Annotated in this window: 19 protein-coding genes; 13 read left to right on the top strand and 6 right to left on the bottom strand. The window is 68.1% G+C overall.

Going from position 1 to position 26,088, the window contains the following annotated elements:
- Positions 1 to 54 precede the first annotated feature (54 nt).
- The 4 genes from ABFO07_RS32315 to ABFO07_RS32300 form a co-directional block, all read right to left on the bottom strand.
- Complete coding sequence (locus ABFO07_RS32315) at positions 55 to 1,518, bottom strand: mechanosensitive ion channel family protein (protein ID WP_059959289.1); 1,464 nt, start codon at positions 1,516 to 1,518, stop codon at positions 55 to 57.
- Positions 1,519 to 1,714: 196 nt separating this feature from the next.
- Positions 1,715 to 2,320, bottom strand: coding sequence for a response regulator transcription factor (locus ABFO07_RS32310; protein ID WP_347469932.1), 606 nt, complete (start codon positions 2,318 to 2,320; stop codon positions 1,715 to 1,717).
- A gap of 131 nt (positions 2,321 to 2,451) precedes the next feature.
- Entirely contained in the window at positions 2,452 to 2,823 is a 372-nt protein-coding gene (locus ABFO07_RS32305) for a response regulator transcription factor (protein ID WP_059880621.1), read from the bottom strand.
- Positions 2,824 to 2,926: 103 nt separating this feature from the next.
- Complete coding sequence (locus ABFO07_RS32300; RefSeq protein WP_347469931.1) at positions 2,927 to 4,402, bottom strand: ATP-binding protein; 1,476 nt, start codon at positions 4,400 to 4,402, stop codon at positions 2,927 to 2,929.
- 359 nt (positions 4,403 to 4,761) lie between these two features.
- On the opposite strand from ABFO07_RS32300, the gene ABFO07_RS32295 reads away from it, so the two are divergent.
- From ABFO07_RS32295 to ABFO07_RS32260, 8 genes are all read left to right on the top strand, one after another.
- On the top strand, positions 4,762 to 9,846 hold the full coding sequence (locus ABFO07_RS32295; RefSeq protein ID WP_347469929.1) for a trifunctional serine/threonine-protein kinase/ATP-binding protein/sensor histidine kinase: 5,085 nt from the start codon (positions 4,762 to 4,764) through the stop codon (positions 9,844 to 9,846).
- Positions 9,847 to 10,045: 199 nt separating this feature from the next.
- Positions 10,046 to 11,326, top strand: coding sequence for a c-type cytochrome (locus ABFO07_RS32290; RefSeq protein ID WP_124596297.1), 1,281 nt, complete (start codon positions 10,046 to 10,048; stop codon positions 11,324 to 11,326).
- Complete coding sequence (locus ABFO07_RS32285) at positions 11,323 to 11,823, top strand: (2Fe-2S)-binding protein (RefSeq protein WP_059880631.1); 501 nt, start codon at positions 11,323 to 11,325, stop codon at positions 11,821 to 11,823. The genes ABFO07_RS32290 and ABFO07_RS32285 overlap by 4 nt, the downstream gene beginning before the upstream one ends.
- Positions 11,823 to 14,084 (top strand): xanthine dehydrogenase family protein molybdopterin-binding subunit, encoded by a 2,262-nt coding sequence (locus tag ABFO07_RS32280; RefSeq protein WP_347469926.1) that lies wholly within the window; start codon positions 11,823 to 11,825, stop codon positions 14,082 to 14,084. Before ABFO07_RS32285 ends, ABFO07_RS32280 begins: the two co-directional genes overlap by 1 nt.
- Before the next feature lie 75 nt (positions 14,085 to 14,159).
- Positions 14,160 to 15,077, top strand: coding sequence for a LysR family transcriptional regulator (locus ABFO07_RS32275; protein ID WP_059566831.1), 918 nt, complete (start codon positions 14,160 to 14,162; stop codon positions 15,075 to 15,077).
- 238 nt (positions 15,078 to 15,315) lie between these two features.
- A complete protein-coding gene (locus tag ABFO07_RS32270; RefSeq protein WP_347469924.1) occupies positions 15,316 to 16,428 on the top strand; it encodes an alkene reductase in 1,113 nt (370 codons plus the stop codon).
- 129 nt (positions 16,429 to 16,557) lie between these two features.
- The gene (locus tag ABFO07_RS32265; protein ID WP_060149252.1) at positions 16,558 to 17,484 is read left to right on the top strand and encodes a LysR family transcriptional regulator; all 927 of its coding nucleotides are present in this window, start codon (positions 16,558 to 16,560) and stop codon (positions 17,482 to 17,484) included.
- Positions 17,481 to 18,626: an FAD binding domain-containing protein gene (locus ABFO07_RS32260; protein WP_347469922.1), complete on the top strand. Its 1,146-nt coding sequence runs from the start codon at positions 17,481 to 17,483 to the stop codon at positions 18,624 to 18,626. The genes ABFO07_RS32265 and ABFO07_RS32260 overlap by 4 nt, the downstream gene beginning before the upstream one ends.
- A gap of 84 nt (positions 18,627 to 18,710) precedes the next feature.
- Here ABFO07_RS32260 and ABFO07_RS32255 read toward each other — a convergent pair whose 3' ends face one another.
- Both ABFO07_RS32255 and ABFO07_RS32250 read right to left on the bottom strand, forming a co-directional pair.
- Entirely contained in the window at positions 18,711 to 20,399 is a 1,689-nt protein-coding gene (locus tag ABFO07_RS32255) for an SgrR family transcriptional regulator (RefSeq protein WP_060149254.1), read from the bottom strand.
- Between the two features lie 63 nt (positions 20,400 to 20,462).
- The gene (locus ABFO07_RS32250) at positions 20,463 to 20,645 is read right to left on the bottom strand and encodes a hypothetical protein (RefSeq protein WP_059880650.1); all 183 of its coding nucleotides are present in this window, start codon (positions 20,643 to 20,645) and stop codon (positions 20,463 to 20,465) included.
- Between the two features lie 22 nt (positions 20,646 to 20,667).
- Between ABFO07_RS32250 and ABFO07_RS32245 the strand changes: the two genes are divergently transcribed.
- The 5 genes from ABFO07_RS32245 (at position 20,668) to ABFO07_RS32225 (ending at position 26,046) form a co-directional block, all read left to right on the top strand.
- Positions 20,668 to 21,699 carry an MDR family NADP-dependent oxidoreductase gene (locus ABFO07_RS32245; protein ID WP_347469921.1) on the top strand — a complete coding sequence of 344 codons (1,032 nt, stop codon included), beginning with the start codon at positions 20,668 to 20,670 and terminating at the stop codon, positions 21,697 to 21,699.
- A gap of 171 nt (positions 21,700 to 21,870) precedes the next feature.
- The gene (gene hemA, locus ABFO07_RS32240; protein WP_185633528.1) at positions 21,871 to 23,061 is read left to right on the top strand and encodes a 5-aminolevulinate synthase; all 1,191 of its coding nucleotides are present in this window, start codon (positions 21,871 to 21,873) and stop codon (positions 23,059 to 23,061) included.
- Between the two features lie 17 nt (positions 23,062 to 23,078).
- Positions 23,079 to 23,912, top strand: coding sequence for a TauD/TfdA dioxygenase family protein (locus ABFO07_RS32235; RefSeq protein ID WP_059566824.1), 834 nt, complete (start codon positions 23,079 to 23,081; stop codon positions 23,910 to 23,912).
- The gene (locus ABFO07_RS32230; RefSeq protein ID WP_060149256.1) at positions 23,909 to 24,877 is read left to right on the top strand and encodes a 3-oxoacyl-ACP synthase III family protein; all 969 of its coding nucleotides are present in this window, start codon (positions 23,909 to 23,911) and stop codon (positions 24,875 to 24,877) included. Before ABFO07_RS32235 ends, ABFO07_RS32230 begins: the two co-directional genes overlap by 4 nt.
- A complete protein-coding gene (locus tag ABFO07_RS32225; RefSeq protein WP_059566822.1) occupies positions 24,874 to 26,046 on the top strand; it encodes an ATP-grasp domain-containing protein in 1,173 nt (390 codons plus the stop codon). Before ABFO07_RS32230 ends, ABFO07_RS32225 begins: the two co-directional genes overlap by 4 nt.
- The last annotated feature ends 42 nt before the right edge of the window (positions 26,047 to 26,088 follow it).

Below are 26,088 nucleotides of genomic sequence, written 5' to 3'. Positions count from 1 at the left end.
CCTTCACGACGCTGCGCCGCTCCCGATAACCGGGCCGCAGCCGATCGCCGCATCTCAGGCGATCGAATCGTGAAAGCGCTTCATCTCCTTCTCGATCCACGCAACCAGGCTGAACGACGCATGCGCCTGCACGGCCGGCGGAATCATCACCCTTTCCTCCGTCGCGATGTGCTCGGTGAGGGATTCGCACATCAACCTGCCGAGTTCGGGCTTGCTGCTGATGAGCGGAGACAAGTCGCGACCGCGCAGCTGATAGACCGTCACGGCGGTCACGGCGTAAACGGTCGCGTGAAGCCGCGTGCCGGCGAGCACGACCGACTGGCCGATCGCATCGCCGGGCGCCATCCGCCTGACCTCCACGTCGCCCGCCGCGCCCGGGACGCGCACCGACGCCACGCCCGATTCGACGATCGTCAGCAGGCGCGTTTCGGAATCCGACGCATAGATCACGTCGCCCTTGCCGAACGCGCGCGATGCGAGCGTGTCGGCGAGCACCGCGAGGTCCTCGTCGTCGAGGCGCGCGAATAGTTCGACCGCGCGCAGCAGCCGCTCGCGGCGCGACGCGGGACCACGCTCCGCGGCCATCACCGCGAGCGGGCGCAATGCAACGCCGGCGGCGGCCAAATGCCGATGGGCGAGATCGTAAAGCCGGTTGCGCACGGCCACCTTCTTCTGCAGCGCGTCGACGTAACAGATGAGCGCGTATTCGACCGAGTTCGTCCCGAACGCCTTGACGAGCGCGACCGGTTCCGGACTGGCCAGCACGTCGAGCGAACTGGCGGCGGCCCGGCCGAGCGCGTCGATCACGACGGCGGGCCGCACTGCGGGATCGACCTCGAGCGTCAGCGTCACGCCATGCGTGTTCGCGGGCTCGCTGAGGTTGACGATCGTCGCGCGGGCGGCGGTGCTGTTCGGCACGACGACGAGGTTGCCGAGGCTGTCGATCAGCTTCGTCGCACGCCAGTTGCTTTCGACGATCCGCCCTTCCAGATCGCCGATGGACACCGTATCGTTCAGGCGAAACGGCTGCGTGGTGTTCAGGACCAGGCCGGAGAACACATCGTTCAGCGTGTTCTGCACGGCGAGGCCGAGTATCACGGCCACGGCCCCGGAGGTCGCGACCAGGCCGCTCAGCGGCAGGCCGAGCGAATAGCCCAATGCGGCGACCGCGGCCGCGCCGAAGACGACGCCCGCGGCGATATCGTGAAACAGCCGCTGGCTGCGCCATGCGCGCGGCAGCAGCAGATGATCGAGCATCAGGCTGAACACGATCGCGCACTGCAGCCACCACGCGACGCAGATCGCCTGGATGGCAAGGCGGCCGATGCGCTCGGGCGACGCGGGCACCGCGAGCGGGCTGACGCCGGTCGCGAACAGCACATAGGTGAGCGCCGCGAACGCCGCGCATCGCCACACCGCTTTCGCCGTGGAGCGGCCGCGCCCCAGCAGCCGCCAGGCGGCCAGGTCGGCAAGCACGATCGGCGCGCCGTACGCGACCGTATCAGGGAGGTTCAGCATATCGGAGCGGGACTCGGGCACGCAGGGCGACCCATGACGACTGCGCGTCGCTGCATGGCATCGGCCTGTCTTGCATTCAATGGATTCCGCAACGTCGACCGGGCGGTCGCCGTGTCGGCAATGTAGGCGCACCGGGCGCGAATGTCCTGTATTCAGGCTGAAACGTTCTGAATTTTGCGGCGGCCGGTGCGCAGGCTCAATCGCGCACGCCGGCCGGGCCGACGCCGAGCGCTTCGGCCTTGCGCACGAGATCCGGCAGCGTGCGCGCCTGCATCTTCTTCATGACCTGCGCCCGATGCACCTTGACCGTGATTTCCTGGAGGCCGAGCGCCGACGCGATCTGCTTGTTCATCCGGCCGGCGATCACATGGCTCATCACCTCGCGCTCGCGCGGCGTCAACGACGCGTAGGCGCGGCGAATCGGCTCCAGCACGCGCTCGCGCGCGAGGCGTTCGCCGTCGCGGGCAAGCGCCCGGCGCACGGCGTCGAGCATCGCCTCGTCGTCGAACGGCTTCGTCAGGAAATCGAGCGCGCCGCCCTTCATCGCCTTGACCGTCGTGGCCACGTCGCCGTAGCCCGTCATGAACAGGATGGGCACGCTCAGGCCCGCGCGCGCCGTCTCCTCCTGAACGGCGAGCCCGTTCTCGCCGGCCAGACGTACGTCGAGGATCAGGCAGCTCGGCACGTCGGGCCGCTCGAACGCGAGGAATGCGCGCGACGACGCGAACGTCTCGGCGCGAAACCCCGCCGAGCGCAACAGCGCGCTCAACGAGCGCCGGAGCGTTTCGTCGTCGTCGACCACAGACGATCCGCGCGGGATCGCCCGTGCCCGCGTGGCCGGCCGGAGTCGTATCCTGCGTGCTCGCCATTGCGTTCCCTGTATAGATCCGAGGATTCATCATCGAAGATGGAACGAAGACCGGGGCCGCACGATCATGCGGCCGGGGGCGCCGAAGCGATTCGATCGATCAGGTTGAGCATATCGTCCGACGGGAACGGCTTGCGCATGAACGCGACCGCGCCCTGTGCGAGCGCGCGGCGGACCGATTCGTCATCGCCGTGCGCCGACATGAAGATGACCGGGATCGTCGATCGGCGCTGCACCAGCAGCCGCTGGACGTCGAGGCCGCTCATGCCCTTCATCTTCAGATCGACCAGCACGCAGGACGCCGTGTCCAGCGGGCCGCTCGCGAGGAACTCCTCGCCCGACGCGAACGGCAATGCGGTATGGCCCGCCGATTTGAGCAGGCTCGCGAGACTCTTACGGACCGACGCATCGTCATCGATGATGCAAACAATCGCCATGAAATGAAAACCTGAAAATTTTGTCAATCCGGAACATCGCGGCGACGCCCCGGTCGGGATGCACGGCGCAACCGCTTCGCGCCATGCCCGTGCAACCGGCGTCTCACGCCCACGGCGTGCCGGCCAGCACGGGTTGCGCGGCCACGGCCGGCGCCGGCCGCAGCGCGTCCGCGCGCACCGGCTCCCTGGTCGCAAAGGCTGCGCAGCGGGCATGGACGCGGCCGGCTTCGCCCGACTCCGCCAGCCGCTCGAGCGCATACGCGCGCACGACCTCGAGGAACGAATAGCACTTCGAGAGCCCGACCGAATGAACCACCAGCAGCGATTTCGACGCAAGACTGACCAGGCAGTCGAGCACCCGCCCGGCGCCGAGTTCGTCGCACGCGGCCAGCGCGCATGCCGCGTCGAGCTGGAACGCATCCGGAAACACCGCGAGGCGGCAGAGCACGGCGCGCTCCGCTTCGTCGAGCAGCCGATAGCTCCACTCGATGGTCGCCCGGAGGGTTTGCTGGCGGGGATGGGCCGTGCGCAGCCCGCCGGACAGCGACAGCACGGATGTGTCGAGATCCGCGGCCAGCCCCTGGATCCCGAGCGACGCGACACGCGCGGCGCCCAGCTCGAGCGCCAGCGGCAAGCCGCTGAGACGGCGGCAGAGGGTCGCGATCGCGTCCAGCGTCTTCGGGTCCGCCGCAAGGTCGGCGCCCATCGCGCGCGCCCGCGTCCGGAACATGCGTACGGCGGCGCACGCGGCGATATCGCCGTCGGTCGCGCCGGCCGGCGGCACGGCCAACGGCCCGACGCGATAGACGCGCTCGCCCGCGACGCGCAGGGGCTCGCGGCTCGTCACGACGAGCACCGCGCCGGGGTTCGCCGCGACGATCGCTTCGCAGAGATCCGCCAGTTCGTCGACGTGCTGCTCCGCATTGTCGAGCACCAGCATGACGCGCCGCTCGCCGATCGCACGCACGACGTCGGCAGGCTCGGCATCGGGCCTGCCCGGCAGTTCGAGCGCCTCCAGCACCGCGGATTCCAGCGTCGCCCCGTCCTGCCGGCCGGCCAGATCGATCCGGCAAAGATCGATGCCGCGCGCGGCCGACCATGCCGCGGCCACCTCCAGCGCCAGATGCGTCTTGCCGACGCCTCCCGGGCCGACGAGCGTCACGACCGCCTCGTGCTCGAGCAGCGCATGCAGCTCGGCGGCCTCCTTTTCACGGCCGATCAGCGGACATTTTCGCGGCGCGGCGCCCGCGCGGGCCACGACGTCCGCGTGCCCGGGCGTTTCCGGCGGGAGGTCGGCCGCGGCCAGGTCCGCCGCCGACGCGAAGCGATAGCCCCTGCCCGATTCCGTGCGTATCCAGCCGTGCTTGCCGCCGAACAGCTTGCGCAATGCCGCGATGTGCACCTGGATGTTGTTTTCGACGACGAACGTGTTCGGCCACACCGCCCGCATGATCTCGTCCTTCGACACGAGCCTGCCGTCGGCCTTCAGCAGCAGCTCGAGAATCTCGAACGCCCGGGCTCCGACGAAGCGGCGCTGTCCGTCGACACATACTTCGCGACACTCAAGGGAAACCGTCACCCGCCCGAACGTATACATGATCCGCACCCGCTTCCGCTGCTCCGCACCTTGCGCCGCCTGGACGGGGCGGCGCGCTCTTCTGCCGCCGGCCGCATCGCATCGACGCGCGCCGGCAGGCTTGACGGTATCCTACGGCGCGATCCGCGACGCGGCCATTATCCATAGGTTTAATCCCGCGCCGGCAGGCGCCGCGCCGGGAACGGGGCCGAATCAAGGACTACTGCAATTTCCTGCAGGCTGACGCACAATGCACGTGCCGCGAAGCCGAAGCCCCGTCACGAGCCGGCTCCATCCTGCCCGACCCTGCCTGCTATCCGACCGTGAACACATCCTTGCGTGCCCCGGAAGACGCCAGCCGAATGGACGCCGACTGGCTCGCGCGCGCCACCTTGTCGAATGCGGCGCGCGCCGGCGACGTGCTGACGTTCGACCTGACGGACCGCGACACGGGTGTCGTCTGGTGCGCGCGCCAGACCTGGTGGGAATGCGATCTGCGCTGCCGGCAATTCGAGCGCGAATACGCACTGAACGACGCGCTGGAACCGGAATGGGCGCTCATGCCGGTTGCGCTGATCCGCGCCTGCGACGGCCCGGTGCTCGTCTATCCGCGTGCGGACGGGCCTGCGTTCGACACGCTGGCGGACGGACGGCTGCCGCTCGGCGCGTTTTTCGATGCCGCGCTCGGCGCGGTGCGCACGCTCGGCGAACTGCATCGGCGCGGCTGGCTGCACGGCGATCTGCAACCGGCGAGCTTCGTCATCGCCGCGCACGGCACGGTCATGCTCCGGTCGTTCGCGCATGCATGGAACCGGCAGACCGACAAGCCGCCATCGGACGCGATGCGCACGGATTTCGCCGCATACGCGGCGCCCGAAGTCCCGGAAAACGCCGGCGTCGACGAGCGCTCCGACCTGTACGCGTTCGGCATCACGCTGTTTCGCCTGCTGACGGGCGCGATGCCTTACCAGGCCGCATCGACGTCCGAATGGGTTCACGCACACGTCGCGATGCAGCCGTCGCCGCCTGCGGCGTTTCGCCAAGACACGCCCCCGATCCTGGGCGACCTGATCCTGAAACTGATCGCCAAGGAGCCGGCCGACCGTTACCCGTCCTGCGAAGCCCTGCAGCACGACCTCGAGCGGCTCCGGCGCGACTGGCTGGCGTCGGGCCGCATCGAGCCGTTCGCGCTGGGCGGCCACGATCCGCTTGCGCGTTTGCGCAGCCCCGACGTGCTGGTCGGCCGCGAAGCCGAATCGCGGCGGCTCGCCGACGTGCTGTCGGCCGTCTCCCGCACGGGCGACACGGCGATCGTGCTGATCGACGGCCCGGCCGGCGTTGGCAAGACCGCGCTGGCCGAGGCCTTCGCGCGCCATGCGCGCGAGGCCGCGCCGGCATCCTGGCGCGCGGCGGGGAAAGTCGACCAGTTCCAGCCCGCGCGCCCCTATGCGCCCGTGCTGCAGGCGCTGCGCTCGCTGTTCGGCAGCGCGCTGGCCAAGCGCGACGACGAGATCGCCGCGATCGCCGCACGCGTGCGCGACTGCGTCGGCCGCCAGGCGCATCTGCTGTCCGGCATCTTTTCCGAGATCGCGTGGCTGCTCGATGTCGAACCGGTCGCGTTCGGCCATGCCGATGCGCTGCCGGAATTTCGCCTGTGCCAGATCGTCGTGAATGCGTTCCGCGCGTTCGCGGCGCCGGCCGAACCGCTCGTCGTGATGCTGGACGACATCCAGTGGGCCGACGACGCGACGCTCGCGTTTCTCGCGTCGATCGCGCGCGATCCGCCAGCCAATTTCTGCATCGTCGCGGGGTATCGGAGCGCGCAGCACCACGACCACACGCCCGCATTCCGCCGGTTCCTGCGCCGGCTCGACACACCCCGCGTCTCGACCCTGACGCTCGCGCCGCTCGCGCCGCGCGACGTCGCGCGCATGGTGGCCGGCATGCTCGGCGATGCGCCGGAGCGGCTGTCCGGGCTCGGCGACATCGTTCACCGCAAGACCGGCGGCAATCCGTTCTATGTCCAGCAGTTGCTGCGCACGCTGATCGACGAGCAGCTTCTCCGGTACGACGCCGTGCAGCGGGCCTGGCAGTGGGATGCGGCCGACGTCGACGCGCACCATTCGACCGAGAATGTCGTCAGCCTGCTGACGAAACGGATGCGGCGCTTGCCGCACGAATCGAGAACGCTGCTGGCCCTGCTCGCCTGTATCGGCACCGATGCCGACGAAGCGCTGTTGTGCGCGGCGTCCGGCCAGACGCCGGCCGAACTTCGCGGCTGGCTCGACCCCGCGCGCCAGGCGGGCCTCGTGTCGATGCTCGGCCAACGCTGGCGCTTCGCTCACGACCGCATCCTCGAGGCTGTGCACGCGCTCGGCGGGCCTGCGGAGCGCGCGCGGCACCACGCCCGCATCGCGGCCGCAATGCTCGCCCGTTCCGGCGCGCGGTCGACGGAATCCCTGCTCGAACTCGCGGCGCAGATCGAGCAGGCGACAACCGCACCGCTGGACGCCGCGCTCGCACTCGCGTTCGCGAACGCCCTCGTCACGGCCGCCGAGGCGGCCGTCGCGGCCGCGGCACGCGAGCGCGCGCTGTCGTTTCTCGCGTCCGCGCAAGCGTTGCTCGGCCCCGACGCATGGCGCCTGCACCCTGGCCTCGCGAGCCGGATCGGCCTGCTGCGCGGCGGCATTCTCCTCGCGGTCGGCGAAACCGCGCAAGCGGCCGACGTGATCGACGAACTCATGGCGCGCACGCGCACGCCGGCCGATCGCGCCGAGGCGCATCGCCTGAAGGCCGCGCAACTCACCGTCGAATCGCGCTACCGGCAGGCGGTCGACGTCGCGCTGGCCGGCCTGGCGCTGCTCGGCGTGGCGCTGCCGGCCGCCCCCGCCGAGGCCGATTTCGCGGCGGCCTGCGATGCCGTGCGCGACGCGCTCGCCGGCCGCGACATCCGCGAGCTCGTCGATTTGCCCGTGATGACCGACGCGCGCATCGAGGCAACGATGGCGCTGCTGACCGCGCTCGAGGCCGCGATGTTCTATCCGAGCAACGGGCTGATGCTGCTGCATTTCGCGACGATGGTCCGGCTGACCCTGCAATACGGCGTCACGGCCGCGTCGGTGCAGGGGCTCGCGTGGTACGGCGTCAGCATCGCCGAGCATCACGACGCGTATGAAGACGGCCTGGAATTCGCGAAGGTCGCGCTCGCGCTCGTCGATCGTCACGGCTTCGAGCGCTACCGCTCGGCCACGCTGATCGCGCTCGACCAGGTGAGCGTCTGGACCCAGCCGCTGTCGTACGCGCTCGAGCGCGCCCGCGACGCGAAGGCTGCGGGCAACGCGAGCGCCGAACTGCGCTGGATGTGCTACAGCTGCAACCATATCGTCAGCGACCTGCTCGCGATGGGCGAAGCGCTGCCGGCCATCCGCGACGAGATCGATCCGCTGCTGGAGATCGCGCGCAGCGCGCGCTACGACGACATCGTCGACCTCGTTTCCACGCAGTCGGAATTCGTCGACGCGCTGCAGCTCGGCCACGGGCGGCCGATCGGCACCTGGCGCGCCCGCGCGTCGGCGAAAACGCCGATGTCGGTCCTGCAGTTCTGGACCGACGTGCTCGCGGGCCAGGCCGCATTCATCTTCGGCGAGGCGGACGCGGCGCGAGCGTCGCTCGATGCGGCGGCTTCGTTCGCCTGGTCGACGCCCGCGCACATCATGCTGTCCGACTTCCATCTCTTCAGCGTGCTGGCGGGCATCGCGAGCGATCGCGGCGCCACGCCGCCCGATCGGCTGCTCGAGCGATACGCCGCGCAGCGTGCCCGCTTCGCGTCATGGAGCGCGCGCAATCCGCCCACGTTCCGCAACAAGCTCGCGCTGATCGACGCCGAGTTCGCACGCGTGCGCGGCGAGCACGTCGTCGCGATGCAGCAGTACGAGACGTCCGCCGCACTCGCGGCGGAGCGGGGCTTCGTGCACGAACAGGCGCTCGCGCACGAACTGGCGGGACGGCACGCCGCCTCGCTCGGGTTGGCCGGCCCCGCGCGCCATCAGCTTCGGCTCGCGTATGCGTGCTACCGGCGCTGGGGCGCGACGGGCAAGACGCAGGCGATGGAATCGCAGCATCCGTTCCTGATCATGGAGCCGCCGCCGGGCGGCGCGGCCTCGCCCGCGCGCGAGGATCTCGACTTCGCGCTCGCGATGCGCGCGGCGCACTCGCTGTCCGAGGAAATCGTGCTGGAGCGGCTGATCCAGACGCTGATGCGCAACATGATCGTGTACGTCGGCGCGCGCTACGGCCTGCTGCTGCTCGCGCGGCACGAGCGGCTGACGATCGAGGCGGCCGCGCGGATCGTCGGCAGCGACGTGATCGTCGATATCGCCCGCAGCGAGCCCACCGAGCAAGACATCCCGCTGTCGATCCTGAACACGGTGGCGCGGACCCGCAAGCCGATCGTGCTCGCCAACGCGCAGCGCGAAGGCGTTCCCGACCACGTCGACAGCCTGCGCGCGCATTCGACGCGCTCGCTGTTCTGCCTGCCGCTCCTGAAGCAGGGGGCGCTGGTCGGCGTGCTGTATCTCGAGAACGCGTTGACCAACGGCGTGTTTTCGCCGCGGCGCATCGCGATGCTCGAAGTGCTTGCGCCGCAGGCGGCCAATGCGCTCGAATCCGCCTGTCTCTACGCGGAACTGATCGAGGAGAACAAGCGCCGGCTCGAGACCGAGGCCGCGCTGAGGCGTGCGCGCACCGAGCTCGCGCGCGCCGCGCACATGACGGTGATGGGGGAGCTGGCCGCGTCGATCGCGCACGAGATCAACCAGCCGCTGACGAGCGTGGTGTCGAGCGTCGGCGCGTGCATGCGCTGGCTGCGCGGCCCGCAACCCGATATCGGCGAAGCCCTCGCGAGCCTCGAGGACATTCGCGCGTCCGGCAACCGCGCGGCCGACATCGTGCGGGCCTTGCGCTCGCTGGCCCGGCAGGCGCCGCCCGCGATGGCGCCGCTCGCGATCGACGAGCTGATTCGCGACATGCTGCATCTCACCGCACCCGAAATCGACGCCAAGCAGGTCGCGCTGCGCATCGATCTGCGCTGCAACGGCATCTGCGTGATGGCGGATCGAACCCAGATCCAGCAGGTGATCCTGAACCTGGTCACCAACGCCCTCGACGCGATGGACGGGCTGGCGGCGCCGCGCGAACTCGAGGTCGCGTCGCGCCATGACGACGGCCACGTGGTCGTCGCCATCGCGGACCGCGGCGCCGGCATCGACGCCGGGATCGCGAACCGGATCTTCGATCCGTTCTTCACGACGAAGTCGAACGGCATGGGCATGGGCCTCGCCATCTGCCGCTCGATCATGGAAGCGCACGGCGGGACGCTCGAGGCCGCGCCGCGGGACGGGGGCGGCACGGTGTTGACGTTCCGGCTGCCGGTTTCGGCGCAGCGCTGACGCAACGGGCGGTGCGCGACCCGCGCGCGAAACACGGCCGCATTCAGAACGTTTCAGCCTCGCTTCAGGATTTGGCGTCGACGCCCGCGTAGACTGCCCTCACCCATCGCCGCACGCGGCCATCGCCCGTACACGGCCTCTCTTCCTGGAGTGACAGCATGACCCCCGTCGCGCATCCCTGCCGCCGCGCAGAACCCGCATGAAGCCGAAACGACTCTGGCTTGGCGCGGCCGGCGTCGCGATCGCCGGCCTAGCGATCGCGATCGGCATCATGGTTCAGCCGTCGATCGCACCGATCGATCCGCCCGCGCGCGCGTCGTTCGATCCGCAGCGCGTGCGCGCCGGCGCACGCGTCGTCGCGCTCGGCGACTGCATCGTCTGCCACACCGCGAAGGATGGCCAGCCGTTCGCCGGCGGGCTGCCGCTCGCGACGCCGTTCGGCACGATCTATGCGACCAACATCACGCCGGATGCCGACACCGGCATCGGCCGCTGGTCGCGCGACGCGTTCGCGCGCGCGCTGCGCAGCGGCATCGCCCGCGACGGCCACCTGCTCTACCCGGCGTTTCCGTACATCCATTTCACGCGGATGACCGACGACGACATCACGGCCGCCTACGCGTACCTGATGACCCGCGAGCCCGTGCGCGCGGCCGCGCCGGCCAACGACCTGATCTTCCCGCTCAACTTCCGGCCGCCGCTGGCGTTCTGGAACCTCCTGTTCCTGCGCAAGGGCGCGTACCAGCCCGATCCGGCGCAATCCGCGCAATGGAATCGCGGCAAGGCGCTCGTCGACGGCCTCGGCCACTGCGCGTCCTGCCATTCGCCGCTGAACGCGATCGGCGGCGAACAGGCCGGCAAGGCCTTCGACGGCGGCCTCGTCGACGGCTGGGAAGCGCCGCCGCTCAATACGCTCGGCCAGGCCGTGCGCCCGTGGACGCAGGCGCAGCTCGTCACGTACCTGCGCACCGGCCGCGCGAGCGAGCACGGCGCGGCCGCCGGGCCGATGCTGCCCGTCACGCGCGATCTCGCGACGGTGCCGGTGGAGGACGTCGAGGCGATCGCCGCCTACCTCCTGTCGATCCAGAAGCCGGCCGGCGCACGGCCCGCGCCCGTCGTCGCAGCACGTAATGCAACGACGCCCGACGAACATCGCGGCGCGATGCTGTTCCAGGCGTCGTGCGCGCAGTGCCACGGGCCTGCGTCGCCTATGCAGTCGATCGGCGAACGGCCGACGCTCGCGTTCAGCACGGCCGTCAACGCCGATACGCCGCGCAACGCGATCCAGATGATGTTCAACGGAATCGGCTGGCATGGCGAGGACACCCTCAACTACATGCCGCCGTATCTCGACCAGTACGACGACGCGCAGATCGCGGACCTCGCCGCGTACATTCGCGCGGCCTACTCCGATCGCCCCGCGTGGACCGGCGTCGAAGCGATGGCCGCGAAGCTCAGAAAGGAGAACAGCGCGCGATGATCACCCTCAACGTGAACGGCGTGCAGCACACGCTCGACATCGACCCGTCCACGCCGCTGCTTTATGCATTGCGCAACGAACTGCACCTGCACGGCGCGAAGTTCGGCTGCGGGCTCGGGCAATGCGGCGCCTGCACCGTGATCGTCGACGACAAGCCGATGTTCTCGTGCCTGCTGCCGGTCGCGGCCGTCGGCGCGCGCCGCGTCAGGACGATCGAGAGCCTCGGCAGCGCCGAGCATCCGGGCCCGCTGCAGCGCGCGTTCGTCGATCACCAGGCCGCGCAGTGCGGCTACTGCATCGCGGGGATGATCATGCGCGCGCAGGCGCTGCTCGAACGCAACCCGAAGCCGACCGAACGCGAGCTGCGCACGCACATGGAGCCCAATCTGTGCCGCTGCGGCACCCACATGCGGATCCTGGCGGCCGTGCGCCAGGCCGCCGGCCTGCCCGAGCCGGACGCCGCGTCCGCCCCTGTCATGATCACCAGGTCACTGTGATGAACGACCACGACGACATCGACGAAGGCCGCCGGCACTTCATGGTTTCCGGCGCGCTGTTCGTCGCGTTCAGCCTTGCGCCGGCCGCCCGCGCCGCCGCGCAGATGGTGATCGCGGACGAAGGCGCCGCCGTGCACGTATCGAAAGCCACGGCCGCGCTCCCCGGCAGCCTGAAGACCAACCCGCTGCTCGACGCGTGGATCAGGATCGCGCCCGACGGCAAGGTCACCGTGTTCACGGGCAAGGTCGAGCTCGGCACCGGCGTGCGCACCGCGCTGCTGCAGGTGGCCGCCGAGGAGCTCGGGATGAAGCCCTCGCTGATCACCTTCCTGACCGCCGATACCGGCGCATCGCCCGACGAGGGCTTGACCGCCGGCAGCCACACGATGGCGGACAGCGGCTCCGCGCTGCTGCATGCCGCCGCGCAGGTGCGCGGGCTGCTGGTCGACGCGGCGGCGAAGCAGTTCGGCGTCGACGCGCGCCTGCTGACGACCGCCGACGGCGTGATCAAGGCGCCCGACGGCCGCACGCTGCGCTATGGCGACGCGGTGCGCAGCGTCGACCTGCATCGCAGCGCGACGCCGACGTCGCCGCTGAAGGATCCGGCCACGTTCATGGTGATCGGCACGTCGCTGCCGCGCGTCGACATTCCGAACAAGCTCACGGGCGGCGTCAGCTACGTGCAGGACATGACGCTGCCGGACATGCTGCATGCGCGCGTCGTGATGCCGCCCGTCTACGACGCGAAGCTGCTCGCGTTCGACGAAGCCGCGATCCTGAAGCTGCCCGGCGTCGTGCGGATCGTGCGCAACGGCAGCATGCTCGCCGTCGTCGCGCGCGGCGAATGGCAGGCCGTCGTCGCGCAGCGGGCGCTGGCCGCCGGCTGCCGCTGGTCGCCGGGCCGGCCGCTGCCCGATCGCAAGACGGTGCACGACGACCTGAAGCGGATCGCGACGCAGCGCATCGAGATCGCCAACGCGCATGCGCCAACCGCGCCGGCCACCAAAACGCTCGCCGCGACGTTCCGGAAGAACTACCTGCTGCACGGCTCGATCGGGCCGTCGTGCGCGGTCGCCCGGCTCGAGAACGGCATGCTGACCGTGTGGACCCACTCGCAGGGCGTCTACCCGCTGCGCGACGCGCTCGCCGAGATGCTGTCGATGCCGAAGGAAAGCGTGCGCTGCATCCACACCGAAGGGTCGGGCTGCTACGGGCACAACGGCGCGGACGACGCGGCCGCGCATGCCGCGCTGATCGCGGCCGCGCTGCCAGGCAAGCCGATCCGCGTGCAGTGGATGCGCGAGCAGGAACATACGTGGGATCACTTCACGCCGGCGATGGTCACCGAACTCAGCGCGTCGCTCGATGCGGGCGGCCATATCGTCGACTGGAACTACGCGCTGTGGAGCAGTTCGCACAACGAGCGGATCGTCAACGCGGGCCGGCTGCTGCCCGCGCGCATGCTGGAGCCGCCGTTCGCGCCCGCGCCGTCGACGCCGATGCTGCAGCCCGAGGGCGGCGGCGACCGCAACGCGATCCCGCTGTATGCACTGCCGAACCTGCACGTCGTCAATCACTTCTCGCCGACGATGCCGCTGCAGACCTCGGCGATGCGCTCGCTCGGCGCGCACACGAACGTCTGGGCGATCGAGAGCTTCATGGACGAGCTCGCGCACGCGGCCGGCGTCGATCCGGTCGAGTTCCGGCTGCGGCACATGCAGGATCACCGCGCGCGCCACGTGATCCAGCTCGCCGCGACGCGCTTCGGCTGGCCGCGGCCGCCGCGCGCGCGCAACCGCGGAGTCGGCTTCGCGTTCGGCAAGTACAAGAACCTGATGGCCTACGTCGCGCTCGCGGTCGAGATCTCGGTCGTGCCGGAAACCGGCCACGTGACGCTCGAACACGCGGAGGCGGCGGTCGACGCCGGCCAGATCGTGTCGCCGGACGGCATTCGCAACCAGATCGAAGGCGGCATCGTGCAGGCCGCGAGCTGGACGCTGTACGAGGCGCTGCAATACGACACGCAGCGCATTCGCAGCTTCGACTGGAGCAGCTATCCGATCCTGCGCTTCTCGGCCGCGCCGCAGAGCATCAAGGTTCATCTGATCAATCGTCGCGGCGCGCCGTTCCTCGGCGCGGCGGAGGCGTCGATGGGGCCGACCGCGGGCGCGCTCGCCAACGCGATCTTCGATGCGACCGGCCAGCGCATGCGCGAAATGCCGTTCGCCGGCGACGGGCTCAGGAAGCGCATCGACGCATAGCGGCGCACACATGCACACGACAGCGCGCCGGCACGCACCGGCGCCGACGATTCACGGGTTGGAGAGGATCGAACGATGGATACACTGCTTTCGATGCGTGTGTTTACGCGCATCGTCGAGACGGGCAGCTTCACGCGCGCGTCGGATACCACGGGGCTCACCACGCCGCGCGTGTCCGCGCTGCTGAGCGCGCTCGAACAGCACCTCGGCTGCCGGCTGCTGAACCGCACGACACGCCGCATCGCACTGACCGAGGACGGTCAGGCCTACTACGAACGCTGCGTCGCGGTGCTGCGCGAGATCGACGACATGGAAGCGTCGGTATCCCACGCGCGCGACGCGCCGCGCGGCCGCCTGAAGGTGAACCTGCCGCCGGCCATGGCGAAGCAGATCATGGTGCCGGCGCTGCCCGCGTTCCTGGCCGCGCATCCGGGCATCATGATCGAGCTGGGCGTGACCGATCGCCAGATCGACCTCGTCGGCGAGGGCGTCGATTGCGTCGTGCGCATCGGCGCGCTCGACGATTCCGGCCTGATCGCGAAGCGGATCGGCAGCCTGACGACCTGCACCTGCGCATCCCCCGCCTATCTCGAACGGTGCGGCGAACCGGCCACGGTCGACGATCTCGCGCAGCACGTCGCGGTCAGCCACGTCTCCGCCGACACGGGGCGGCCGCGGGCCTGGGAATACGTGGTCGACGGCGAACCGCGCGTGATGCAGATGTGCGGCACGGTGGCCGTCAACGACGCGGATACCTATATCGCGTGCGGCGTCGCGGGAATCGGCTTGATCAAGACCTCGCTGTTTCTCGTCGAGCCCTACCTGAAGTCGGGCGCCTTGCGCGAGGTGCTGACCGACTTCAATATGCCGCCGCGGCCGATTTCGGTGCTGTATCCGCCGAACCGCCACGTGCCGGCCAAGCTCAAGCTGTTCGTCGACTGGCTCGCCGGCCTGTTCGAGCAGATTCCGACGCTGCAGGGCAAGCGGGGCTGAACGCGGCCGGTGCATGCGCGATGCGGCGGCCTTTGCACGGTGCGCAAAGCTCGATTGCGCACCGGACGTATTCCTCCGCGATCGATCGACCTCTAACCTGACGGCAGTGCGGTGGCCTGTCTCGCCGCGGCGGCCAGGGCCGTTCGCGCGCAGCAACGCTGCCGGCACGCTCCCCCGACTTCCCGCGGGATCGGCCGCTTCCCCGGCACGGCCCTGCCTTACGTGAGAGGAAACCGTCATGTCTTCCCTGCTCGGCAATTACGATCTGCGCGGCCTCGCGCTGCCCAACCGCGTCGTGATGGGCCCGATGACGCGTTCGCGCGCGCCGTCGCGCGGCCAGCCGACCGAACTGATGGCCGAGTACTACGCCCAGCGCGCATCCGCCGGGCTGATCGTGACCGAAGCGACCCACGTCAGCCCGGCCTCCGCACCGTTCGAGCTGACGCCGGGGCTCGTCACCGACGAACAGGCGGCCGGCTGGAGAGCGATCACGGACGCCGTCCATGCGAAGGGCGGCCGCATCTTCGCGCAGCTGTGGCACGGCGGGCGCGTCGGCTCGATGGCGCTGCTCGGCGGCGCGGCGCCGCTGTCGCCGTCCGGCGTGAACGACGATCTCGAACAGCTTCAGGTATGGGCCCAGCTGAGCAACGGCTACTACACGAAGATTCACGCGACGCCGTCGCGCGCGATGACGACGGATGAAGTGGTCGAAGCGGTGGCCGAATTCCGGCGCGCTGCGGTGCGCGCGATGGCGGCCGGCTTCGACGGCGTCGAAATCCACGCGGCCAACGGCTACCTGCCGCACCAGTTCCTGTCGTCGACGCTGAACCGCCGCGACGACCGTTACGGCGGCTCGGTCGCGAACCGTGCGCGCTTTCTCGAGGACATCGTCGACGCGGTGGGCGGCGTGATGCCGCTGAGCCGCGTCGGCGTGCGCATCTCGCCGTACGCGACATACAACAACGTGCGCGACGCGGACCCTGACGCGACCTACGCGTACGTCGGCCGCATGCTCGACGAAGCCGGCATCGCCTATCTGCACGCGGCCGACACCAACGGGTGGAGCGGCGAACCCGATCTGCCGCGCATCGTCGATCACGCGCGCAAGACCTTCGGCGGCACGCTGATCGTCAACGGCGGCATCTCGCCGGAAGCCGCGAACGCGCTGATCGCAGCCGGCGACGCGGATCTCGTCGCGTTCGCGCGCGCCTACATCGCGAACCCCGACCTGGTCGAGCGCATCGCGGCGAACGCGCCGCTCGCCGCGCCCAAGGCAGTGGGCTGGTATGGCGGGGACCGCGCGGGATACGTCGACTATGCGCGTCACGGCGAAGCCGGTGCGGCGGCCTGAGCAACGGGTACGCGTGTACGCCTCGCAAGCGCCGGGTCATTTCGGCATCGGAAGATAGCGCGTGCGTGCCGGCGACAGGATCGCGAACGGCATGCAACGCAAGTTTGCGGACGACACCGAGGCAACGACATGGACAAATTCTCCTCACTGCGCGCGTTCGTGGAAGTGGCGGAAGCCGGCGGCTTCTCGCGCGCGGGACGACGTCTCGATCTCGCCGCTTCGTCCGTGGTGCGTGCCGTGGATGCGCTCGAGGCGTCGCTCGGCGCCGTGCTGCTGAATCGCACGACGCGGCAGGTGACCCTGTCGGACGCGGGCGCCGTCTACTACGCGCACGCGAAGCGGCTGCTCGAGGCGCTCGCCGAAGCCGACGCGCTCGTCTCCGATCGCGGCAGCGAACCGTCCGGGCCGTTGCGCGTGTCCGTTCCCGTCGTCTACGGCGCGCGCTGCATTGCGCCGCACGTCGCCGCCTTCCTCGCGCGCTACCCGAAGCTCGACATCGACCTGCAGCTCACCGACGAACGGGTCGATCTCGTCGTCGGCCGGATCGACGTCGCGATCCGGCTCGGCGCGGCCGAGCCCTCCGCGGATGTCGTCGCGCGGCCGCTCGGCACGTTCCAGCGCTATGTCGTCGCGAGCCATGCGTACCTGGACGCGCACGGCACGCCGGCGATGCCCGGCGAGCTGGTCGATCACGCCTGCCTGCGCTTTCACTTCGGCGGCGATCAACAGGCCTGGACCTTCGCCGATGCCCACGGCACCACGAAAGTCATCGTTGCCGGGCGCCTCAAGTCGAACCACAGCGAAGTGCTGCGGGATGCCGCGCTCGACGGCGGCGGCATCGCGCTGCTGCCCGACTGGCTGGTCGGCGCGGACGTCCGGTCGGGCCGGCTGCGCCGGCTCTTCGAACAATACGACGTCACGCCCGATGCGGCCCGCTCGGTCATCACCGCGCTCTACCTGCCGAATCAGCGTGGCTCTAAACGCGTCGCCGCGTTCATCGATTTCGTCGAATCGCTCGCGCGCGCGCCAGAATTCCATGAGGAGAACGGAGCATGACGAACGACGTATCGGGGCCGCTGGCTGTCGTGATCGGCGGATCGGTGGGCGGGCTTTTCACGGCGACCGCATTGCGTGCGGCCGGATGGCGCGTCAAGGTATTCGAGCAATCGCCGCGCGAGCTCGACAGCCGTGGCGGCGGCATCGTGCTGCAGCCGCCGATCGTCCGTGCGTTCGCGTTCGGCGGCGTACCCGTGCCGCGCGAGGCGGGCGTCGATTCGGTCGACCGGATCTATCTCGACGCGCACGACGGGATCGTGCAACGCCTCCGCAGTCCGCAAACGCAAACCGCGTGGAACGTGATCTACACGGCGCTGAAGCGCGCGCTGCCCGCCGGCATCGTTCACGCGGGCGAGTCGTTCGAGCGGTTCGAGCAAGGCGGCGACCGCGTGATCGCGCGCTTCGTGAGCGGCCGCGTCGAGCAGGCCGACCTGCTGGTCGGCGCCGACGGCGGCCGCTCGAACGTCCGCGCGCAACTCGTTCCGGACGCGCGGCCCGCGTATGCGGGCTATGTCGCGTGGCGCGGGCTCGTCGACGAACGCGCGCTTTCCGATTCGGTGCTGCGCACGTTGCGCAACCGCTTCACGTTCCAGCAAGGCGATGCGCATCAGTTCCTGACTTATCTGGTGCCCGGCCGTGACGGCGCGGTCGAGCCCGGGGAGCGGCGCGTGAACTGGGTCTGGTACCGGCGTCTCGCGCCAGACCGGCTGCCGGCGCTGTTCCTCGCACAGGACGGCACGCAGCGCGACGGCTCGCTGCCGCCCGGCGCGATGCGGGACGACCATCGGCGCGAACTCGTCGACGCGGGCCGCCGGATGCTCGCGCCGACGCTCGCCTCGCTCGTCGACGCGACGCGCGCGCCGTTCGCCCAGGCCATTCAGGATCTCGCGGTCGACAGGATGGTGTTCGGGCGCGTGGTATTGCTCGGCGACGCGGCCTGCCTCGTGCGGCCGCATACGGCGGCCGGCGTCGCGAAGGCCGCGACAAATGCGGTCGATCTTGCCGAGGCGTTGCGGGACGTCGCGCGTGGCGAGGCGTTCGATGCCGCGCTGGCGCGGTGGGAGGCCCGCCAGCTCGCGGGCAATGCGTCGCTGTCCAGGCTCGGGATCTCGCTCGGTACGCGGATCATGGGGGCTGCGTGATGGAAGGGCCGACGGCGTAGGCGCGTCGTTCGCTCGCGCAATCGTTATGACCGCGCCGCGGTCGACCGATGCGTGCCGCCGCCCTCACCGCACCCACAGATCGGCGAAAGGCACGAAGCCCCAGGGCACGGCCTCGACGCCGGCCACACGCGATCCCACTTCGATATGCTGGTGCTCGTGCGAGATCGGAATCAGCCAGCCCGCCTCGACCAGTTGCCGGCCGATCGTCTCGTAGTCCGCCATTCGCGCAGCCGCGTCGGTTTTCGCCTGAACCTCGGCCAGCCGGCGATCCAGCTCGACGGTGGAATGCGCCGGCATCCACTGCCGGAACAGGCTGTCGGCACCGAACCACTCGTAGCATCCGAAATCCTCGTCGTCGTGCAGGATCTCGCTGCCCAGCAGCAGGTCGGCCGAATCCAGCCAGTCGCGGCGGATCAGGTCGGCATAGGGCAGCGCCATCACGCGCAGCCGGATATCCGCGTCGCGCAGCCTGGCTTCTATCGCGCGGGCCAGGACCAGCTCGTCGTGGGTCTGTCCCGTCACCAGGGTGAGTTCGGTCCGTGCCGGTATGGGAGGTCTGGGCCCCGGTCTCGCGACGCGATGCCGCCAGGCCGGCAGCAGGCCGGCCGCCGGCCGCCGCGCCGGGTCGTCCCGGCCGAACAGATGGCCCGGCGCGAGCCAGTCCGCCAGCGCCAGCCGCTGCCCGACTTCGCGGAACACGTCGCGCGTGGCGTTGCAGACCACGTAGGTACATCCTGCCTGTACGCGCACGATACCCTTGCTGCCTTGCGCATCGGAAGCCGAGTGGCCGAACCTGAGATCGAATTCGTCCACCGGTTCGGAGGCGGGAAGAAACCAGAGATCCACTTCGTCGAGCAGCGCGCGCTCGCGATAGTGATGGCCGAACGCCGACAGCGTGATGCGGTATTCGCTGTGGCGCGTCAGCTTGAACGGCCCGGTTCCGATCGGCATGCGCGCGAAGTCGGGCTTGCGGTGGCGCGGCACGATCGACGCATTGGCCGCCGCCAGGCGATGCGGCCACAAATGATCGATCTCGCTCAAGCGGCAGACGATGCGCCGGCCTTCGCCGATTTCCACATCGCGCAGGTGCCGGTACAGACGCTGGAAGTGGCTCGGTTCGTCGCGCATGCGCAGCAGGGTGTGCCGTACGTCTTCCGGCTCCAGGGTCCTGCCGTCGTGAAAGCTGACGTTCGGCCTGAGCCAGAAATGCCAGGCCCGGCCCGCGTCCTGAGGCTCCCAGTGATGGGCCAGCGCCGGCACCAGGCGCTGTGTAGCCCCGTCGAACTCGGTCAGGCGCGAGAAGATCTGCCGCACCAGATGCGCTTCCAGCCGGCTGATCACGCGATAGGGGTCGAGCAGATCCACTGGACGATAGAGGGGAATGCGCAGGCGATGGCCGTGTGACCCCGCAGCCCGGATCCCGAGAAAATCGGGGAGCAGCTTCAGCAGTTGCTGGCGCTGCGGGTCCGCCAGGCTGGCAAATGCCTGCTCCAGTTCGCCTTCGGCCAGCAGCGCGGCAAGACGGTCGAGCCCCGCGTGCTGCGGCGGCACCAGGATCGTGAGCCGGGAAAAGTGGCCGCGGCCACGCGAGGCCTCCCATCGCAGCCAGCCTTGCGCCTCCATCTTGCGCAACAGGCCCCGCGCATTGCGCTCGGTGCAATTCAGGGCCCGCGCCAGCGCCGTCAGACCAGGCTGGCTGTCCTGCCCGTCGAGAAACTCGGCAAGCCGCCGAAACTGGTCGATCAGTCGCATAAAAGAGGAAACGAAAATTTCGATATTTGCCGTTTTTATTGTGTCCGACCTTATGCAGAATGTCTACGCAAATAAAATGAATCGAATCCAATCCGGCATCCCGTCGATATGCGCCTGCGTCGTTTTGGTGATTTTTTCGATTTTGTTGCCAATGACCAACGCGCATGCGATTTCAATTCTTTCAATTATTAACTCAACCACCGTCGCGTGAATATTGCTACTTGGGCACGGCATCGCGCCGGTCATTATCAATAATCCTGGATAGTTAATGAACGAAATCGAATTTCACCACTCGCCGTCCCACAACCGGCTGGTCCACCAGGTCGAACGGCCCCACGGCGAACCCCGTCGGGAAAACTTCCGTTTCGTCCGTCAGCCGCTTGCCGAGTTGTCGCCCGGCGAAGCGCTGGTGAGGAACCTGCATTTTTCGGTCGATCCCTACATGCGCGAATGCATGGACGGCGATTGGGACCTGAATGCGCCATTGGAAGGACGCACCATCGGCCAAGTGCTGCGCACGACCGACTCGACGCTCAAGCCCGGCGACTGGGTGTTTCATCGCCAGGGCTGGCGCACCTACGCCCACGTCAGGGCGCAGGAAGTGCGGGTCATCCGGCCCGCCGCCGGCGTGCCGCTCAGCACGTGGCTGAGCATCCTTGGCGGCACTGGCCTAACCGCGTGGGTCGCCCTGACCCGCATCGCCCGCCTGCAACGGGGCGACTCCGTCTATATCTCGGCCGCGGCCGGTGGCGTCGGCACCGCGGCTGGCCAGTTCGCCAGGCTGCTTGGCGCGCGCCGCATCATCGGGAGCACCCGCACCGAGGACAAGGCCCGGCAATTGACGAACGGGCTGGGCTATACCGATGCCTTCGTCTATCGCCCAGGGCAAGTCAGCGCGCAATTGCGCGAACTGATTCCGGAAGGCATCGATGTCTATCTGGACAACGTCGGGGGTGAACAGCTCGAGGCGGCCATCGACTCGCTGAAGGATTACGGGCGCGCGGCGCTGATCGGCGCGGTCGCGCAATACAGCGCGCTGCAGGCGCCCGCGGCGCCGCGCAACCTGTTCGATGTCGTCGGCAAGAGCCTGACGCTGCAAGGCTTTCTCGTGAAGAACCACGTCAGCCTGCAGCAGGAACTGGAGGAATTCGCGATCCCCCACCTCCAGCGTCGCGATATCGTCGCCGCGGAAACGATCACGCAAGGCTTCGACCATATCGTCGACGCCTTTCTTTCAATGCTGGCAGGCGGCAATCTCGGCAAGGCCATCCTCAGCATCGATCCGGCAGATATCGAATAAGCGCCGCGCCCGCATCGAATTTGATTATCGATAATTAGCTATTCCAACAAAAACACATCATTTGACAGTTCCCGTCGAGGCATCTTGATTTGATCACGCAGGAGTTTTCCATTCCGGCACGCCTGTCGCTGGCCGAGGTTCTTGTGCTGGATAAAACAAAGGGTGGCAATAATGTCTACGGTCGAAGTTAAATTCAAATACTCCGAAGCGTTCGGTGAGGTATTGCATCAGCTCAAAGCGACGGATGCCTATCGGCATTTCCTGACTTTTTCGCGCAGTGCCGGTAATTTTCCGCTGGCGAATCACCAGGGAAAAGCCATCGAGGTATGGTGCAGCAACGATTATCTGGGCATGGGGCAGCACGAAAAAGTGATTGCGTCGTTCCGGCAGGCGCTTGAGCAGTTCGGCGCGGGCTCGGGCGGGTCGCGCAACATTTCCGGCAATACCGGCGCGCACGTCGACCTGGAACGATACCTGGCCCGGCTGTACGGGCGCGACAGCGCGCTGATCTTCAATAACGGCTACCTGGCCAATACGGAAAGTCTCGGCGCGCTTGTCTCCGTCCTCAACGACGTGGTGGTGTATTCCGATGCCTTCAATCATCGCTCGATGATCGAAGGTATCAGGAAGCTCAAGGGCGACAAGTACATCTTCCGACACAACGATCTCGCGGACCTCGAACGAGGCCTGGCCGCCGAGCCGTTCGAGCGGCCGAAGCTGATCATCTTCGAATCGGTGTATTCGATGGATGGCGACCTGGCGCCGGTGAAGGAGATCGTCGAGCTCGCGAAACAATATAACGCCCTGACCTATATCGACGAAACCCACTCCTTCGGGGTGTTCGGCCCCAATGGCCTGGGCCTGTGCGAGGCACTGGACGAGCACCGCGTCGACTTCATCCAGGGTGGCTTCGGCAAGGCGGTCGGCACGTCGGGCGGCTTCATCGTCGGCGATCGCGATGCAGTCGATTGCATCCGCAGCCTGTCCCCGGGATTCATCTTCACCACCTCCCTGCCGCCGGCCCTGATGGCCGCGACGCAGACCAGCATCGATCACATCGTCGGCGACACCGCTCGCCGCAAGACGCTGTTCAGGAACGTCGCCTATCTGAAGTCGCGCTTGCGCCAGCACGGAATCGATTTCGTCGATGCCGAAAGCCATATCGTCCCGATCATCATCCCCGGCCTGGAAAGGATCAAGCGGGTTGCGCAGACGCTGCTGGCCGATCATCGGATCTATGTCCAGCCGATCAATTTCCCGTCCGTTCCGCGAGGCCAGGAACGCTTTCGCGTGACCGTGACGCCGGATCACTCCACCGCGCAGATCGACCGGTTCGCGGCGGCACTCCAATCCACCATCTGAGGCAGGCAGAGGGAAGCATGAAAATCGAGAAAGTCAGCGAATACGTCGGCGCGGAAATTCACGACATCACGATTCGCAATATCCGCAACCCCGAGATCCGGGATCAGGTGCTGCAGGCACTGCACGACAACGAACTGCTGATCTTCAAGCATCTCGAGATCTCGCCGGGCGAACAGGTGGAGCTCGCGCGCCTGATCGGCGAGCCGGTGCCCTTCGTGATGAACCAGTACCGCCATCCGGAACACCCGGAGATCATGATCTCGTCGAACGAAGTCGTCGACGGCAAGGCTTACGGCGTGCCGCGCGTAGGCAATTTCTGGCACCAGGATTCGTCATACACCGACAACCCGACCACCTATACGCTGCTGCACGGCATCACCATTCCGGCATCGAGCGGCGATACGCTGTTTTCCAGCGCCCGCGACGTCTATGCCCGGCTGCCGGAGGCCTGGAAGAAGAAGATCGACGGCCGCCACGCTGTGCATACCGTCCGCAAACGCTTCAAGGTGCGCCCCGAACACGTCGGCTACTCGATTGCCGAGATCATGCAGCAGGCGGAGAAACTGCATCCGCCAGTCGAGCACCCCCTGGTAAAGCTCGACGCACGAACCGGGCGGCGTTACCTGTACGGCGCCAGGGATTACCTAGACTACGTGATCGGCTTCGATGCGAACGAGAACCATGACTTCCTTACGCTGCTGGAGGAACTGGTGACCGACAGCCGCTACGTCTACCGCCACAAGTGGACCAAGGGCGACCTGCTGCTGTGGAAAACGGAAACGGCCTATCACGCGGTCACGCACGTCGAGGACAATCAGGCGCGCACCGTGCACCGCGTGGCGGTGAAATGAGCGGCGCTGTCGGCGTGACCGATTTCGAGACACTCGTGCCGACAGGCGCCATCTCGCGCGAGGATCTGGTCCGCTGGGCGGGAATGGCGCCCGGCGCGCTGGACGAGATCCTGCCGGCGCCGAAGGTATCGGTGTTCGATGCCGGGATTCCCGATTGGCACTATGCAGCCGAAGTGGCGGCCGCCGTGATCGGGCGGCAGGCGATCGATACCGCGCGCATCGGCTGGGTCATCTACTGTGGCTCGGGCGTCTGGGACGCGCCGTTCTGGTCGCCCGCCGCGAAAGTCGCCTCGGAACTGGGCGTCGAGCACGCGCACTGCTTCGAGGTGGTCAATTTCTGCAACGCGGGCGCAACCGGTCTGGGCATTGCGCGCGACAAGGTGGCCGAGCACCCGGAGCAGGCCGCGCTCGTCATCATCTGTGACCGCCTGAGCCGCGTCATCGACCGCGCCGATGCGCAATCCAGCGCGCTGTTCAACTTCGGCGACAGCGCAACGGCTCTGCTGATCGGCGCGGATCATCCCCTGCTGACGCTGCGAGCCTGCGAGATGCGGACCGACCCTTCCTGGTGCGACATGTACCAGGGACAGCTGCGCGACGGCCGAACGCTGGTCAGGAAGCGCTACGAGCGCAAGGGCCTGCGGCAGCGCTACATCGATGCATTTACCGAGTTGCTCGGCCTCTGCCTGTCGCGCGCCGCGCTCGCGCTCGACGAAGTGCACTACCTGCTGATCAACCAGGGAGACCAGGGCGTCCACGAGAGCCTGCTGGAGAGACTCGACTTTCCGGCCGAACGCAGCGTCTTCAACTATCACCTCGACGGCCATCTCGGCGGCGGCGACAACTGGATCGCGCTGCGCCAGCTGCTCCAGGCCGGCCGGCTGAGATCCGGTGACATCGTGGCGATGGCGACGAGCGCGATGGGTTTCAGCTGGGGCATGTCGCTGCTGGAGGTATCGCAATGAAAATCCTGATCCTGCATCAGGCGCCGTTCAAGAAAATGCGCTACGACCTCGTGCTCGACCATCGCGAACACGCGCTCACCTATATCGGGCTCGACAAACACTTGCGCGACTTGCCGGCCGGGCTGCCTTGCCGCCGGATCGCCTTGTCGCCCGATGCCGAACACGATCTGGTTCAAGCGGTGCTGACGCACGTCTCGCCTGACGACGGCTTTCACGCCGTGATCGCGTTGTCCGAATACGGCATCCTCGAAGCGTGCCGGATTCGGACGGCGCTCGGCATCGCCGGGCCGGCCTACGAGCAAATCGAGCTGGTGCGTGACAAGGTCAAGATGAAGCAGCGCATCGCGGAGGCGGGCGTCATACGCTATCCGCGCTTCATCGAACGGCCCGAGGATGTGCCGGGCCGGAAGTGGCATGGCAGGACGATCAGCAAACCGCGCGACGGGGCGTCGAGTCGCGGCATCGTCGTGCACGACAGCTTCGAGCAGGCGATCGACTACCTCGAATGCCAGCACGGCTGGGCAGGCCATGAAATCGAGGAGTATATCGACGCGCCGCTTTATCACTTCGACGGCGTGGTCGTCGACGGCAAGATCGAACACTTCCTGGCCAGCCGTTACATCAACACCCCGCTCGCCTACCTGTCCGGCGAGCCGGTCGGCTCGTTCCAGGTGGCGCCGAATCCTGTATTCGAGACGTTCTCCCGGCAAGTCGTCGAAGCCCTCGGCATCCGGCACGGCTGCATCCATATCGAGGCGTTCTTCAACGGCGAGGCATGCATCTTCCTCGAGGCGGCCAACCGTCTCGGCGGCGCCCGCATTGTAGAAACGCATCAGTTGCGGACCGGGGTCCACCTGCCCTCGATCGAGCTCAGCGACTACCTGAAGCTGCCGGCCCCGGCAGCGCACGCCGCATCCTCGTCCTACTACGGATTCCTGCTTTATCCCGGCCACCACCGTCACGAGCGGCCCGAGCTCGCGGTGCCCGACGACGTCGCCCAAAGCCCGCTGCTGGTCGAGCTGCAGCGTAATGACCTCCCCGCGGAGCAGCTGACCTACGACGAGGCGCTGATTCCGCTTTCGCTGGTGGCGCGAGCGGACTCGCCGGAACAGCTCGAGCACTTTCTTTGCCATTGTTTGCAACGCATCGGCCCGCCAGCCGGCCGCTGAGCCATCTGCAGCCGCCCTATCCGTTCAATCGCTTGCCCGGAC

The organism is Burkholderia stagnalis (assembly GCF_039848545.1).
In the GTDB taxonomy this organism is placed as follows: domain Bacteria; phylum Pseudomonadota; class Gammaproteobacteria; order Burkholderiales; family Burkholderiaceae; genus Burkholderia; species Burkholderia stagnalis.
Note: the sequence above shows the minus strand (reverse complement) of the source record. Positions and strands in the feature narration are given on the sequence as shown.

Coding starts and splice junctions, on each gene's coding strand:
- ABFO07_RS32315 (WP_059959289.1), bottom strand. CDS start 1,518: ATGCTGAACCTCCCTGATACGGTCGCGTACGGCGCGCCGATCGTGCTT.
- ABFO07_RS32305 (WP_059880621.1), bottom strand. CDS start 2,823: ATGGCGATTGTTTGCATCATCGATGACGATGCGTCGGTCCGTAAGAGT.
- ABFO07_RS32295 (WP_347469929.1), top strand. CDS start 4,762: ATGGACGCCGACTGGCTCGCGCGCGCCACCTTGTCGAATGCGGCGCGC.
- ABFO07_RS32290 (WP_124596297.1), top strand. CDS start 10,046: ATGAAGCCGAAACGACTCTGGCTTGGCGCGGCCGGCGTCGCGATCGCC.
- ABFO07_RS32285 (WP_059880631.1), top strand. CDS start 11,323: ATGATCACCCTCAACGTGAACGGCGTGCAGCACACGCTCGACATCGAC.
- ABFO07_RS32280 (WP_347469926.1), top strand. CDS start 11,823: ATGAACGACCACGACGACATCGACGAAGGCCGCCGGCACTTCATGGTT.
- ABFO07_RS32275 (WP_059566831.1), top strand. CDS start 14,160: ATGGATACACTGCTTTCGATGCGTGTGTTTACGCGCATCGTCGAGACG.
- ABFO07_RS32270 (WP_347469924.1), top strand. CDS start 15,316: ATGTCTTCCCTGCTCGGCAATTACGATCTGCGCGGCCTCGCGCTGCCC.
- ABFO07_RS32265 (WP_060149252.1), top strand. CDS start 16,558: ATGGACAAATTCTCCTCACTGCGCGCGTTCGTGGAAGTGGCGGAAGCC.
- ABFO07_RS32260 (WP_347469922.1), top strand. CDS start 17,481: ATGACGAACGACGTATCGGGGCCGCTGGCTGTCGTGATCGGCGGATCG.
- ABFO07_RS32255 (WP_060149254.1), bottom strand. CDS start 20,399: ATGCGACTGATCGACCAGTTTCGGCGGCTTGCCGAGTTTCTCGACGGG.
- ABFO07_RS32250 (WP_059880650.1), bottom strand. CDS start 20,645: ATGACCGGCGCGATGCCGTGCCCAAGTAGCAATATTCACGCGACGGTG.
- ABFO07_RS32245 (WP_347469921.1), top strand. CDS start 20,668: ATGAACGAAATCGAATTTCACCACTCGCCGTCCCACAACCGGCTGGTC.
- hemA (WP_185633528.1), top strand. CDS start 21,871: ATGTCTACGGTCGAAGTTAAATTCAAATACTCCGAAGCGTTCGGTGAG.
- ABFO07_RS32235 (WP_059566824.1), top strand. CDS start 23,079: ATGAAAATCGAGAAAGTCAGCGAATACGTCGGCGCGGAAATTCACGAC.
- ABFO07_RS32230 (WP_060149256.1), top strand. CDS start 23,909: ATGAGCGGCGCTGTCGGCGTGACCGATTTCGAGACACTCGTGCCGACA.
- ABFO07_RS32225 (WP_059566822.1), top strand. CDS start 24,874: ATGAAAATCCTGATCCTGCATCAGGCGCCGTTCAAGAAAATGCGCTAC.